This window comes from Candidatus Omnitrophota bacterium, assembly GCA_041653595.1.
In the GTDB taxonomy this organism is placed as follows: domain Bacteria; phylum Omnitrophota; class Gorgyraeia; order Pluralincolimonadales; family Pluralincolimonadaceae; genus Pluralincolimonas.
On sequence record JBAZFB010000006.1, the window covers coordinates 33,526 to 46,958 of the forward strand.

Annotated in this window: 12 protein-coding genes; all 12 read right to left on the minus strand. The window is 53.4% G+C overall.

All coding sequences use genetic code 11. From position 1 onward, the window contains the following. Nucleotides 1-127: 127 nt before the first annotated feature. The 12 genes from WC317_03765 to WC317_03820 all read right to left on the minus strand — a co-directional run bounded on the left by WC317_03765 (nt 128) and on the right by WC317_03820 (nt 13,321). Nucleotides 128-1,708, minus strand: a complete 1,581-nt coding sequence (locus WC317_03765) for a polysaccharide biosynthesis tyrosine autokinase (GenBank protein MFA5339251.1) — start codon at nt 1,706-1,708, stop codon at nt 128-130. Continuing rightward, nucleotides 1,708-2,421: a polysaccharide biosynthesis/export family protein gene (locus WC317_03770; GenBank protein MFA5339252.1), complete on the minus strand. Its 714-nt coding sequence runs from the start codon at nt 2,419-2,421 to the stop codon at nt 1,708-1,710. The genes WC317_03765 and WC317_03770 overlap by 1 nt, the downstream gene beginning before the upstream one ends. Beyond that, nucleotides 2,421-3,782: a sugar transferase gene (locus tag WC317_03775; GenBank protein MFA5339253.1), complete on the minus strand. Its 1,362-nt coding sequence runs from the start codon at nt 3,780-3,782 to the stop codon at nt 2,421-2,423. The genes WC317_03770 and WC317_03775 overlap by 1 nt, the downstream gene beginning before the upstream one ends. After that, entirely contained in the window at nt 3,782-4,816 is a 1,035-nt protein-coding gene (locus WC317_03780) for an outer membrane beta-barrel protein (GenBank protein MFA5339254.1), read from the minus strand. The genes WC317_03775 and WC317_03780 overlap by 1 nt, the downstream gene beginning before the upstream one ends. 138 nt (nt 4,817-4,954) lie before the next feature. After that, a complete protein-coding gene (locus WC317_03785; GenBank protein MFA5339255.1) occupies nt 4,955-6,157 on the minus strand; it encodes an MFS transporter in 1,203 nt (400 codons plus the stop codon). Further along, nucleotides 6,150-8,117: an ABC transporter permease gene (locus WC317_03790; protein MFA5339256.1), complete on the minus strand. Its 1,968-nt coding sequence runs from the start codon at nt 8,115-8,117 to the stop codon at nt 6,150-6,152. The genes WC317_03785 and WC317_03790 overlap by 8 nt, the downstream gene beginning before the upstream one ends. Then, nucleotides 8,114-9,091: an HlyD family efflux transporter periplasmic adaptor subunit gene (locus WC317_03795; GenBank protein ID MFA5339257.1), complete on the minus strand. Its 978-nt coding sequence runs from the start codon at nt 9,089-9,091 to the stop codon at nt 8,114-8,116. The genes WC317_03790 and WC317_03795 overlap by 4 nt, the downstream gene beginning before the upstream one ends. After that, on the minus strand, nt 9,075-10,325 hold the full coding sequence (locus WC317_03800) for a TolC family protein (GenBank protein MFA5339258.1): 1,251 nt from the start codon (nt 10,323-10,325) through the stop codon (nt 9,075-9,077). The genes WC317_03795 and WC317_03800 overlap by 17 nt, the downstream gene beginning before the upstream one ends. A gap of 82 nt (nt 10,326-10,407) precedes the next feature. Further along, complete coding sequence (locus WC317_03805; GenBank protein ID MFA5339259.1) at nt 10,408-10,647, minus strand: AbrB/MazE/SpoVT family DNA-binding domain-containing protein; 240 nt, start codon at nt 10,645-10,647, stop codon at nt 10,408-10,410. Nucleotides 10,648-10,831: 184 nt separating this feature from the next. Next, nucleotides 10,832-11,134, minus strand: coding sequence for a hypothetical protein (locus tag WC317_03810; protein MFA5339260.1), 303 nt, complete (start codon nt 11,132-11,134; stop codon nt 10,832-10,834). Nucleotides 11,135-11,253: 119 nt separating this feature from the next. After that, complete coding sequence (hcp, locus tag WC317_03815; GenBank protein ID MFA5339261.1) at nt 11,254-12,909, minus strand: hydroxylamine reductase; 1,656 nt, start codon at nt 12,907-12,909, stop codon at nt 11,254-11,256. Further along, entirely contained in the window at nt 12,899-13,321 is a 423-nt protein-coding gene (locus tag WC317_03820) for an Rrf2 family transcriptional regulator (protein MFA5339262.1), read from the minus strand. Before WC317_03820 ends, hcp begins: the two co-directional genes overlap by 11 nt. Between the last annotated feature and the right edge of the window lie 112 nt (nt 13,322-13,433).

The window sequence follows — 13,433 nt, forward strand, 5'->3', positions numbered from 1 at the left end:
CATTTTGGGTATAACATACCTTTTATTGTTAATAATTGCATCAATAACGCTATGACGGTATCCGCATATTCTGTAGTCATGGGACGTCCCCCGTCAGAAGCGGGCATTGGGGGACATCCTATGCGCTCTACACCCTCTCGTATATGGCCTTCGGAATGGCGAAGGTGCGGCTGCCCAAGATTGCTCCGAGGAAAACGACTTTCCTCTTAGAGATTGCTTCAAGCGCTTCGCTCCCTCGCAATGACTCTACGGCCTTCTGCGCGGCCTGGCGGCGGGTGCGGCCTTCCTCGACTATGAACACCACGCTGTCGACGTGCTGGCTTAATACGATGGCATCCTTCGCTTCCCTAAGGTTTGCGCAATCCACAAATACCACCTCGTATTTTTCCTTGGCATGGTCTATGAGCACGCCCATTTTCTGGGATTCCAGCAGGGTGCCCGGGTTCATGTTTATTTTGCCGCTGGTCAGGACGGCGAGGTTTTCGGTAATGTTATTGACCGCCTCGTCAAATGAGACCTTTCCTTCGAGCACATCCACAAGGCCTTCTTTGTTGGCGATCTTAAAAGCTGTATGGATGGCGGGTTTACGCAGATTGGCGTCAATGACAAGGACCTTCGGCCTGCATTTATTGGAGATGCTTTTCGCGATGTTCATTATGGCCATAGTGACCCCTTCTTTCGGATAAGCGGCGGCTATTATAACCGACTTTAACTTCCTGTCCTTCAATTCAAAGCAAAGTTGGTCCGATATATGCTCGTAATCGTTCGGCTTTGGTTTCTTCGGGATAGAGCCGAGGAAAGCCACATTCAACGTCCGCTCGATATCTTCCGGGCATTTGAATGTCTGGTCCATATAATCAAAACCAAACGCGAGCATGACGCCGAGGAATATGCTCATAAAGAACGCTAGGATAAGCATAAGAACCTTTGGCAGGCCGGTCGGCTTTATCGGCGGTATCGCCTGCTCGATTACCTTTACGCTTGCCGGGCCGATAGCCTCGATGTTTGGCAGCGTCTGGCCGTTTAAGCTCTTCTCCATCTGCGCTATACTGTCTCTAAGCTGCATGACCGCTAGGTTCTTCTCTCCGTATTTCATCTGCATCTCAGCTAACTGCTGTTCGAGGTCGAATATGACATACGAGCGGCTAATGATATTGGCAATAGCCGCGGCGATGCCCGGGTCGAAATCCTGGTAGGATATCGTAAAGAGGTTTGTGTCGCGGATCGGCTCAACATTGACGTTTTCTTTTAGCTCCTCGATGGCAAGGCGGAATAGGATGCTTTGTTTCTGCTGTTCGGCCACCTTTGGGTCGGTGGTCTTCGCGGTTATCTCAGCGAGCTGCTTATTTAATAAGGCGACCTTCAAATCAATAATGGCTTTGCATGGCGGGCTGGCAAATTTCTTTTCGAAATCGAGCGGCTTGAGGCCGATTGCTTTAAGCGTGCGCTCGAGAACAGGCATTGACTTGACTATCTCGCTCTGGGTAAGGGCAACCTGTATGTTCTGCATACCGATGAGCGGGATGTAATATGGCGACTCTACTCCCTTCTGCGCAGTTACGGACATCTTGACCGTCGCCTGATACGTCGGTGTCTTTATCCACAACCCAAGTGCCATGACAGCCGTAACAGTGATGATGGCCATGATAATGACCCATTTCTGCCTGAAGATAACTTTCAGGTAATCTCTTAAAGTTAATTCGTCCATTAGAATACCCCCTCTTCGACCTGCACGATGTCGCCGGGTTCGAGGACGACGTCGTTAGCGAGGCCGTTCATTATGAGTTTCATGTTGACCTTTATCATATCGTAACCCGCGCCTTTGACTTTAGGACGAAGGACCTTTACGCGGCTTGAGGAGCCGTATCTGGTGAAGCCGCCGGCGCTTGAGATCGCCTTGAGGACCGTCATATTATCCTCGAGCAGGTATGTGCCGGGCTTTAAGACCTCGCCATAGACATAAAATTTTTTGCTTTGGGATTGCTTGAGCGCTACCGAAACGACCGGGTATTTCAGGTAGCCGTCGGCGAGGCGACTCTGTATCTCATCCTGGATTTCAGCCGGCGTCTTGCCTTTTACCTCCACCCTGCCGATATACGGGAACGTTATCGAGCCGTCCGGCGATACCGTTACCGTAAGCGCCATCTGCTCCGGCTGGAGGACGTTTATATCGAGGATGTCGTCAACGCCGACTTTGTATTCTTTGGGGCGTGCGGGCTGAGGCGTTACTGCCTCAGCGATGGGGGCAGAGTTAACAAGAGATGGACCTGTCCCCTCCTGTGCAACGGGGATAGTCCCGGCGCGTGGAGTCGCCGCCTGCGGGATGGCTGCCTTCGGCTGGGCGAAATCTGACCGTTTTATCGTTTCGTCAGCGAATGCCACGCTTGCGATAAACAAAAACACGAGTATTGCGTACCTCATCACTTCGCTCCTTTCGCTAATAAGACTACGGGGATTGTTTTAAAAAATACTTTCAGGTCCAGCCAAATGGACCAGTTGTCGATGTATTGCAGGTCGAGTTTCATCCATTGGTTGAAATCTTTTATCTCGTTGCGGCCGCTCGTCTGCCAGAGACAGGTAAGCCCGGGCCTCATGCTCAGGCGCCGCCTCTGCCAATTATCATATTTATCGACCTCGTTAGGGATAGGCGGCCTCGGGCCCACGACGCTCATATCTCCACTGAGGATATTCCACAATTGCGGCAACTCATCGAGACTGAACTTCCTGAGGAGCCGGCCAATCGCCGTAATACGAGGATCGTTTTGCATCTTGAAGACCGGCCCACCCATCTCATTATATTTCTGCAGTTCCGCGAGTTTCTCTTCCGCGTCGCTGACCATCGTCCTGAATTTATAAAAAATAAATCTCCTGCCGTTCAGCCCGCAACGCTTCTGCTTAAAGAAGACCGGCCCCGAAGAAGTCGCTTTTATCGCGAGCGCGATTCCCAAGAATACCGGCAATAAAATTATAAGCGCCAAGCCCGAGACGACTATATCAAAGGCCCTTTTTACGAATAATTCTCCAGCCTTGTCAGGCGCGCTCTCGAACGTCAGCATCGGTATGCCGAAAAACTCGGTCTGCTTCGCTTTCGCGAGTTTCAATTCATACAGGTCGACGACTACGCTCGCGGGTATACCTTCTATCTCGCACATGCGTATGAGGTCCTCTATCTTCTCGAACCAGAGCCGCGGCACGACGAATACAACGTGATCTATGACGTTGCGGTGCAGGATGTTCGCCATGTCGCCGAACTCGTCCTCATCTATCATCCGAGTAATCTTAAAACCCCATTCGCCGTGCTGTCCGACAAGTTCGGCAAAATTCTTCGCCCTCCTGCCCGTCCCGACGATGAGGATGTTCCTAGTGTTGTATCCCTTGCTCCTAAGGAACCTGAAAAACATTACTATGACTACCTTCTCAGCCGCGAACAGGACGAGCGAAACGCCGATTATCAAAAATAAGAACGTCCTGCTTACGTCGTGGAGCTTTACCACGTATACGACACTGCTGAACACCACGAAACCGAAGAACGCTGCCTCGAAAACTATCGAAATCACGTCGCCGATCGGCTTGGTCCGGAACGAATTATACATTCCGAGGAAATGCATAAGCCCCACCCATACCACGACAAAATACGGCAGGAGGCGAAGGTAATCCTCGAGCGGATATAGCTGTTTCATTTCATTACTCAAAAAATACGCAAGGATAAATGATGCGGCCGCCAGCACCAGGTCCGCGAAGATCATTAATTTCCTGAATATGTCCGCGTGTTGTTTAAGCATTAAAATTCAGCGGCCAGCCCGAGAGTGACACGATTTTTCAAATATCCGCCGAGCGGGACGGACGATGTCTCATGTGTGTATGAATAATCGGCGGTTGCCTTCCAATGGTCGTTGATGTCATAAGTCAATCCTGCGCTGGACCCGATGAGATGCGTCACGCTTGACGCCCCGATATATTCGCCGCGGCCGTAAAAAGCCGAAAGCGTCCCGCGCAATTTCTGGAAAATTTCGTGCGAGAGCGCGCCCGAAACCCGCCACTGATCGAAAAGGTCCTGCGAGTACGAAACCGTATCAAACCGTTTGCTGAAATAGAGCGACGCGCGTGTGCGCTCGCTGAAGTCGTCGGAAAGCGAGACTTGCACCATCGGCTTCGTATATCTCCTGCCGCTGAAAGAATTAATGAAATCCACTCCGCCCACACCGTCGAAATACAACTGTTTCGTGATGTATTTGCGCAGGCCGCCGCTCAGCGTATTGACCCTGGTGTTCGCACCCGGGCTGAAGTCACGGGCAGTAAAATCATACGCCCCGATGAAAGTCAGGTCCGAGCCGACGATATATGCGCCTTCGACTCCGGCCGTATTTAAATATGATTTCGGGATGTCGGTGCGCGAATATGTGTTGTATTCGTTCGAATACCGCAATGAAGCGCCGAAATGCTCCGAAATATCGCGCGCATAGCCGAGGTTCACGCGGTTCCTCGTCGAACTGTATCGCCCGCCCGTCCTCCCGAACACATCCTCGAAACTGCGCGGCTCTTCCGTGCGCGAAAACGAGTCGGAAACGCTTATCCTGTCGAACTTCGACAGCTCGGAGTTGACAGACGCGGTAAAATCGCCGCCGTTGTTGTTGAAACCGTGCTTGTTGGCGTAAAATTCGTGGTAATAGCGGCCGCTCGCCGTGAAAACCGTGGTCTTGTTGTCGTAAGAGGCGCTGAGGCCGACCCACGGCCTGGTGATATAATCTTTGATCTTGCCGACCTTTACGTAGGTGACATTATCATCGTAGGTTTCGGAGACTCCACCCCTTAACATAACGTCAATATTACTAAGGCGGTATGCCCACGCATTGCCCGAAATCAGGCAAATAACCATCATCACTGCGAAAACGGCACTCTTTTTCATAGGTAGTTTATAAATTATCTATAAAGGCAAGCAAGGAAATAGTTTACACTAGCGGCGGGGGTTAGTCAAGCGGTAAAAAACGAACGTGGCGAAGAGGCAGAGCGCGCCGCCGAGCATCAGGGCGTCCGGAGCGCCCATTTTACTGGCGAGGGCGCCGGCAAGCAGGCTTCCGATGGGCGCCATGCCCATAAAAGCCATGGTGTAGAAGCTCATTACGCGGCCGCGCTTGTCATCGTCTACGATGGTCTGGATGATAGTGTTGCTTGAGGCGGTCGTCGCGAGGAATCCGAAGCCGGTCACGACAAGCAAAATTATCGAAACCCATAAAACGCGCGAGAGAGCGAATAAGATCACGCCGCCCGCGAATATCGCGGCGGCAATAGGTATTCCCCTTTCAAGGGTCGGCGGTGTTTTGCGCGACGCGAGATAAAGTGTCGCGATGAGCGCCCCGACGCCGATGGCGGCCATCAGCACGCCGAGCGTAAGCGGCCCGCCGCGGTGGATATCCGCGGCGAAAACCGGCATCAGCACGACATACGACATGCCGAGCATGCTGATCACGCTTAACAGGAATAATATCATCCTGATAGGCCTCGAGCCGAACGCGTAAATCACGCCCTCTTTGATCTCATCCAGGACGCGCGTCTCCTTCCCCTTCTCTTCCTTCGGCGTCAATCTCATCATCAAAAGGCTCGCGATGACGGCAAGGAAAGTTATCGCGTTGATAAGGAAACATACCCCTTCCCCGACCAGCGCGACGAGGATCCCCGCGACCGTCGGCCCGATGAGCCGTGCCCCATTAAATATGGCAGAGTTAAGGGCAATGGCGTTGCCGAGCATATCTTTCCGCTCGACCATGTCTATTAAAAATGACTGGCGCGTCGGGATATCGACCGCGTTGATGCAGCCGAGGAACAGGCCTAAAACGATTATCTGCCAGACCTGGATATGTCCTGCAAGCGTAAGCGCCGCGAGGATAAGCGCCTGTATCATCGCCAGTACCTGGGTCACGATAACTATCCGGTGGCGGTTATACCTGTCGGCGAAAACGCCGGCGAACGGGCTTAAAATAAATGTGGGGATCTGCGAGGAGAAAGCGACGATACCGAGGAGCAATGCCGAGCCGGTCATCCGGTAAACGAGCCAGCTCATCGCTATCGACTGCATCCATGTGCCGATGAGTGAGACGCTCTGCCCGATGAAAAAGAGGCGGAAGTTCCTGTATCTCAGCGAGCGGAATATACTATTCATACCTTAAAGCTTCGATGGGATTCAGTTGGGCGGCCTGGTGCGCGGGCCAGCTGCCGAAGACAATGCCTACGAGCAAAGAGAAACCCGTCGCCAAAATTATCGAGAACGCGGAAAGTTTCACCGCCCACCCGGCTATCATCGCTATCAAACTCGATATGCCCGCGCCGAGCGCGATGCCGCAGACGCCGCCGATAAACGATATCAGCGCGGCTTCGATCAAAAACTGGATCATGATGTCCGTATTGCGCGCGCCTATCGCTTTGCGCAGCCCTATCTCGCGCGTGCGCTCTGTCACCGATACGAGCATGATATTCATGATGCCGATGCCGCCGACGAGCAAAGATATCGCCGCGATCGAGCCCAATAATAACGCCATAGTCCTGGTCGTCGTCTCGAGCATCTGTTTGATCTCAGCCATGTTCCTTATCTGGAATGTGTCCTCGTTATCCTTGCTGAGGCGGTGCTGTTTTATGATTAGTTTGGTTATCGCGTCCTGCGTCTCCTCTATCAGGTCCGGCGATTTTACCTCGACAAATATCGCGTCGATATAATCCTTGCCGAAGACGCGGTACATCGCGGTCGTGACCGGGATGATCACGATGTCGTCCTGGTCGTGCCAGCCGCTGGCCCCTTTCGTCGGGAGGACGCCTACCACCTTGAAATTTATGAGGTTTATTTTTATCGTCTTTCCGACGGGATTCGAGTCGCCGAAAAGTTCGCGCGCGACCGTAAAGCCGATCACCGCGACTTTATCGCGCAATTTCACTTCCTCTTCGGTGAAGAACCTGCCGACGACCGGGACCGAGTTTCGCACCTCGGCGTAACCCGGGCCGTCGCCTTCTACCGTCGTGCTCCAGTTCTTGTTCCCGTAGACGATCTGGCCCCTGCCCTGGACGTTAGCATATATCCGGCTTATCTCCTCGCTCATTTTTGATATCGCGGCCACGTCCTGGAAAGTAAACCTGGTTACCGTGCCTGTGCCCATCGCCACGCCGTGGACCTTCGCCGAGCCGGGCATGACCACCAGGAGGTTCGAGCCCAGCGACGACAATTGTTTGGATATCGTCTCCTGCGCCCCCTGGCCCAGCGCGAGCATCGCGATCACCGCCGCGACGCCTATCAGTATGCCGAGCACCGACAAAAATGTGCGCATCTTGTGCGACCACATCGCGCTGGCCGCCTGGCGGATGTAATCGATGAACTCGGCCTGGCGCGAGAATTTCTGCTCTTTAGAGAACGCCTCCCTTATTTTTTCCGCCTCCGGTGAGGGCGCGCATTTATCCTTATTTTCGCAATTGGGCTCGTCCGAGATTATCTCGCCGTCCCGCATTTTTATTATGCGCTTCGCGTGGACCGCGATCTCATTCTCGTGCGTTACGATGATGAGCGTCTTGCCTTTTTCATTTAATTGCTTCAATACCGCGAGGATCTCTTCCTTGCTTTTTGAGTCGAGGTTGCCGGTCGGCTCGTCGGCCAAAATTATCAGCGGGTCATTTACCAGCGAACGGGCTATCGCGACTCGCTGCTGCTGGCCGCCCGAGAGTTCGTTCGGCTCATGCGTCATACGGTCGCCGAGGCCGACTTCCTGCATCCTCTTGCGCGCGAGTTCTTTCAGGTGGCGCTTGCCCGCGTAAATAAGCGGCAGTTCGGCGTTCTCGAGCGCGGTCATCCTCGGCAAAAGGAAAAACTGCTGGAATACAAAACCTACAAGCCGGTTTCGCGTAGCGGCGAGTTCATCGTCGGAGAGTTTCGTGACGTCTTTGCCGTCGAGTAGATATGAGCCGGAATCCGGCCTGTCCAAAAGGCCCAACAGGTGCATCAGCGTAGACTTGCCCGAGCCCGACGCGCCCATGATGGCGACAAATTCTCCCGCCTCTATCTTCAGGGATACATTATTGAGCGCGTGCACCTCGGCCGCGCCCATGGAATACGACTTTTTTAAATTTTTTATTTCTATCATTTTTTGTTGGAACTCTTGCTCCTTGACGGCATGAACGGGTTTGTCGCGGTGTCGGCGGTGGGAAGCGCGTATTTCTGCGCCTTAACGACTATCTTCTCGGCCGCGGTGATACCCGATAATATCTCGGTGTTGAGGTCGTCGGAGATCCCGGTCGTGACGGCCTGCCTTACCGGCTCCTTCTCCGGGCCCCGGCTCAACAGGACATAACTTCCCTCTTTATCCTTATGCACCGCCTCGTTCGGCAGGAGCAGGGCGTCTTCTTTCTTCTGTTCCAGGAAATCTATGTTCGCGTTCATTCCCGAACGGAAGAAGGCAGGGACGCTCTCCGGGACCAGGTCGACATTATATATCGTGACATTATTTACCGTCTGGGACTCGTAATATATATGCCCCACCGTAGTATTGACTTTCGATTCGGGGAACGCGTCTAGGCTCACGGTCGCGGGCTGGCCGAGCTTTATCTTGCCGATATCGGTCTCGTCGACCTGCGCCCTGACTATCAGGCGGTCCGACAGGACCAGCACGGCGTCGGCGGTTGTCAGTGTCTGCCCCGGCTGGACCGTCGCGACGATGATCTCGCCGTCGATAGGCGCCAATAACGGTATGGCTTTATAAGCGTCTTCCCAATATTTCAGTTCGGCTTCCCCCTTGCCTCTCGCCGCGTCCAATACCGCCGCCCTCTCGGTCGAGCTCATCCACGCCAGCGTCTGGCCGGTTTTTACCATATCGCCTTCGCGCACCAATATCTTCTCGACGCGGACGGCCACCGGCGGCTTAAGCCCAAGGCGGTTCTGCGGGAGGACCGTGCCTGTGGTCGATATAAAACTCTGGATCGGGCCTATTGCGGCCGTTATCTCGCTGGTCGTCTCCTTGACCGCTGAGCCGCCCTTCGACTTCATAAAGAAGAACGCCGCGATACCGATAACGATAATTATGACGAGGAACACCTTCCATTTTTTATTCGATGCTTTCAAGAGTTTCTCCTTTCGCCTGTATCCAGTTGGCTTCGGTTGTCAGGGCCTGGGCCTGGGCGTTTAGATATGATTGCTTCGCCGCAACAAGATTATTCTCGATTATTATCCAGTCGTTGAACGACACAAATCCTATGGAATATTGCGCCTCGGTTATCTTGGCGCGCTCTTCGCTCGCGGTTAAAAATTGGTCTTGGACCTCGACATTTTCCAGGGCGTTCTGCAGGCTCGTCCACGCGTCGGTGAGGGTCTGTATTATACCGTCCCTGGAGTTCCTTTCATCCGCTTCCGCTTTTGCCAGCAGGGCGTTCGCCTTTGAGACATCCGCTATGCGCAAGCCGCCCTCGAATATGGGTAATGATACCGAGGCGCCTATCGACCACTGGTTGCCTTTGGGCGGCCACTGCGAATCATTTTTATTGGCGCTGCCCTGCGCGGTTATCGTCGGGAAAAATTCGCCTTTGGCCGTTTTCACGTTATAAGCCGCGGCGTTCTTCTGCGCTATAAGCTGCTGGAGCGAGGGGTGGTTCACGGAGAGCGCGATGAAATCCGGTTTCTCGCGCGCGGGATCCTTAACGATAAAATCGCCTTTCGCTTCCACAGGCACAAGCTGCAGGAGGCCCATCTCTTTTGTCAACTGGCGCCGCGCGAGGTCGATATTCCTTTTCGCCACGGAGATGTCATACCGGGCCTGCCTGACGTTCGCCCCCTCGGTAAGGAGAGAACCTTTATTTTCCCTGCCGCTCTCATAGCGCAGGGTAACCAGCTCATAATTCTGCCGGCGGCGCTCGTAGATCTGCTGGCTTATCTTTACCGATTCCTGAGCCTTGAGCAGGTTGACAAAAGCCGCCCTGAGGCGCTGCCTGACCTGCGAGGACGTAAAATTATAGCTCTGCTGGGCGGCTTTGATATTTTCCCCGGCCGCGTTTACCTTATTTATCGTCTGGAAACCGTCAAAGAGCAGCTGGTTGCCGGTGACGCCGTAATTATAATTATTTACCGCGCCGGTTGAGCCGCCTGATGTGCCGCCTGATGAGCCCGGTGAGGTGCCGCCTGAGCTTTTCGACCTGGTGGCGTTAAGGTCCGTGCTTATCTGCGGGAAGAGGCCGCTCGCGGATATCGTCTTGTCGGCCTTGGAACTCTTTATGGACTGCTGGGCCGAGACAAGGCCGGGATTATTCTTCGCGGATTCCTTGACGCAATCGTCCCACGTCATGGGAGTTACGGAGTCAGGCACCGCCGTTTCTTCCGCCGGAGCCGGTGCGCTCAGCAGCAGGATAGAACAAAAAGCATATATGAAAATATTCTTGTTCACAGTGTCAGAATTTGCCCTTTAGTTTGGAAAGTACTTTTGTCGCCTCGTTAAGGAAACGGTTGAACTCTTCGGCCTGTATAAGCCCGATCATGCCGTCCGGCTTGGCGAAGACGACAAGCTTATCGCCGGACTTTATCTTGAACGTCTTCCTTATGTCCGCGGGAACCACCACTTGTCCCCTCTCACCTACAGTCACCACGCTGTGGAACCCGCCGCCCGGGCCGCCCTTGAATTCAGTTTTCATCTTAACCTCCGTAATGTGTTATTGTATGAATTGTATGATTTGTATGATATATCATACATACGGAGATGTCAATATATTTATTTATGTTTATTACTATAGTTAGACGCGCCTCCACCCAAAAGGTTTACACGCAAAACGCCCCGCTCCAAAAGAGCGGGGCGTCTGTAATTGAGGATATACTTAATTATTTTCCGACTGGCATCTTTCCGGGCATACCTTTTTCCATGCCCATGCCGCCCATTCCTTTACCCATCATCGGGCACATCCCCTGCATATCCCCCATCATCGGGCATTTGCCTGTCGCGATGGTATAAATGCCTTTCGCATATAACAGCACGGACACGACGATCAAGACAACGGCGACTACTTTGCCGAAGTTCTTCAAGCCCTTCTCTTTCGCTCTTTCGAGCGCGAACAATACAAAAAAACTTGCTGTAAGCAACGCGGATGCAGGGATCAGAACCAGCACACCCATCATTCTCATCATGGTACACGCCCTCCTATTTTTCGTTTTCCATTATGTCATACCCACAAATAATGTAAATTGGCGGATTCCGCTTTCTTTTGACCTTTTTCACCCCCTGCCAAAAACGGCAGGGACTGCGGCTACCCTAAGATCGCCTTCAGGTCTTCGTCGGGCGTGGTAATGGGTTTCACGCCGAAATTATTAACGAGGACTTTGAGGACGTTCGGCGACACGAATGCCGGGAGCGACGGGCCTATCCTTATGTTCTTCACGCCCAGCGAAAGGAGCGTAATGAGGATGCAAACCGCCTTCTGCTCATACCAGGAAAGGATGATGGATAACGGCAGGTCGTTCACGCCGCAGCCGAACGCGCCGGCAAGCGCCAGCGCTATCTTTATCGCCGAATATGAGTCGTTGCACTGGCCCAGGTCAAGCAGGCGCGGGATGCCGCCGATATCTCCGAATTCAAGCGTGTTGAAGCGGAATTTCCCGCAGGCGAGCGTAAGTATCACGCAATCTTTGGGGACCTTTTCGGCGAACTCGGTGTAATAATTCCTGCCCGGCTTCGCGCCGTCGCATCCGCCTATGAGGAAGAAATGGCGTATCCTGTTCTCTTTTACGGATCCGACGATCCTGTCGGCGACGCCCAAAACCGCGTTGTGGCCGAAGCCGACGACTATTTCTTTTTCGATCTTATCCGCCTTGAGCCAGTCGAGCTCGAGCGCCTTCCTAATCACCGGCGAAAAGTCTTTATCGTCGAACCCCGGGATATGGGTGACTCCCGGCCACGCGACCATCCCGGTCGTGAATACCCGCGCCTTATAGGAGTCGCGCGGCTTCTGGATGCAGTTTGTCGTGAACAGGAACGCGGCAGGCACGCCGTCGAATTCCTTCTGCTGGTTCTGCCACGCGGTGCCGAAATGCCCGGCGAAGTGTTTATATTTATGGAAAGCGAGATATCCGTGCGCCGGCAGCATCTCGCCGTGCGTGTAAACATTTATCCCCTTCCCTTCGGTCTGGTCCAACAGCATTTCGAGGTCGAGGAGATCGTGGCCCGAGACGATTATCGCAGGGCCCTTCTTCAGGCCCAATTTCACCCTCGTCGGGGACGGGTTGCCGAAATGTTCCGTATTCGCTTTATCGAGGAGCTCGAGGCATTTGAAATTCACCTTCCCGAACTCCATATTCATCGCGAGGGCCTCTTCGACCGAGAGGTTGTCTTCGGCGAGTTTCGAGAGCGCCTTGTGGAAATACGCGTCCACTTCCTCGTCTTCAAGGCCGAGGACCGCGGCGTGGTCGGCGTAGGCCGCCATGCCTTTAAGGCCTAAAAGCAGGAGTTCCTGCAGGCTGCGCGAATCCTCATCCATCGCGGGCCATGAAAGGACGCCTACCTGCCTGCCCTGGTCGACCAGCCCTTCTATGCTGTTCGCGGGCTTCCAATCGGTCGCGTCTGGGAGGCGTGTCGCGAAATCCTTGTCGTATTTCTTCTTATATTCCCGAAGGAAGAGCCCTTTCATTTTTTCCTTGACCTCATACGCGCGCGTCAAAAATTCTTTGAGCCGCCCCGGGTCGAAATCAACGTTCGTTATCGTGGTAAAAAGCCCTTCTTTCAGGAAAAGGTCGGCCTCTTTATCCTTTATGCCGAGCTCGCGCGCCATATTCCCGTAAACGGCGATGCCCTTCATAGCGTATATAAGAAGGTCCTGGAGTGTCGCTGTGACCGGGTCTTTCCCGCAAACGCCCTGCATAGTGCATCCGGTACCCTGCGCGGTCTGCTCGCATTGCCTACAGAACATCTTTGTTTCCATGGATCATCCCCTCAATTGTTATCGGTTTCAGTTGGATGTTTATGAACTGCTCTATTGTACCTAACCGCCTCCTTAAAAAACAAGATTTTTTATTGGGGCAAGCTTCCTTTTGAAGCACGCACTCGCTCAATTTGATGGGGCCCTGGAACACTTTGACGACCTCTAGTAAGGATATCTTCTTCGGCCCGCGCGCCAGTTTGAACCCCCCGCCGGCGCCTTTCTGGGAAATAAGGAGCCCTTTAGCGTTCAGGGTCTGCAGTATCTTCCTGAGGAACGGCCGCGGTATCCTGAGGCTCCGGACAAGCTCCGGCACCGACGTCAGACCCTCTTGCTTCTTCGCCATGTAGCAGAGCGCCCTCACGGCGTAATCCGTATTCCTGTTTATCAGTCTTATGCTCATGGCAGTAATGATACCACAATGGTATCATTTGTCAAGTTAAATTTTGCAGCGCGCGGAACGCATGCTGCAAAATAATCCCGCGCCTGCGCAGAAAATCCCTAAGAGATTTTCA

What these genes read in the sequence shown, in the direction of transcription:
- WC317_03785 (MFA5339255.1), bottom strand. Translation starts at nt 6,157, where the DNA reads ATGAATAGTATATTCCGCTCGCTGAGATACAGGAACTTCCGCCTCTTT.
- WC317_03805 (MFA5339259.1), bottom strand. Translation starts at nt 10,647, where the DNA reads ATGAAAACTGAATTCAAGGGCGGCCCGGGCGGCGGGTTCCACAGCGTG.
- WC317_03810 (MFA5339260.1), bottom strand. Translation starts at nt 11,134, where the DNA reads ATGATGAGAATGATGGGTGTGCTGGTTCTGATCCCTGCATCCGCGTTG.
- hcp (MFA5339261.1), bottom strand. Translation starts at nt 12,909, where the DNA reads ATGTTCTGTAGGCAATGCGAGCAGACCGCGCAGGGTACCGGATGCACT.
- WC317_03780 (MFA5339254.1), bottom strand. Translation starts at nt 4,816, where the DNA reads ATGTTAAGGGGTGGAGTCTCCGAAACCTACGATGATAATGTCACCTAC.
- WC317_03775 (MFA5339253.1), bottom strand. Translation starts at nt 3,782, where the DNA reads ATGCTTAAACAACACGCGGACATATTCAGGAAATTAATGATCTTCGCG.
- WC317_03765 (MFA5339251.1), bottom strand. Translation starts at nt 1,708, where the DNA reads ATGGACGAATTAACTTTAAGAGATTACCTGAAAGTTATCTTCAGGCAG.
- WC317_03820 (MFA5339262.1), bottom strand. Translation starts at nt 13,321, where the DNA reads ATGAGCATAAGACTGATAAACAGGAATACGGATTACGCCGTGAGGGCG.
- WC317_03790 (MFA5339256.1), bottom strand. Translation starts at nt 8,117, where the DNA reads ATGATAGAAATAAAAAATTTAAAAAAGTCGTATTCCATGGGCGCGGCC.
- WC317_03770 (MFA5339252.1), bottom strand. Translation starts at nt 2,421, where the DNA reads ATGAGGTACGCAATACTCGTGTTTTTGTTTATCGCAAGCGTGGCATTC.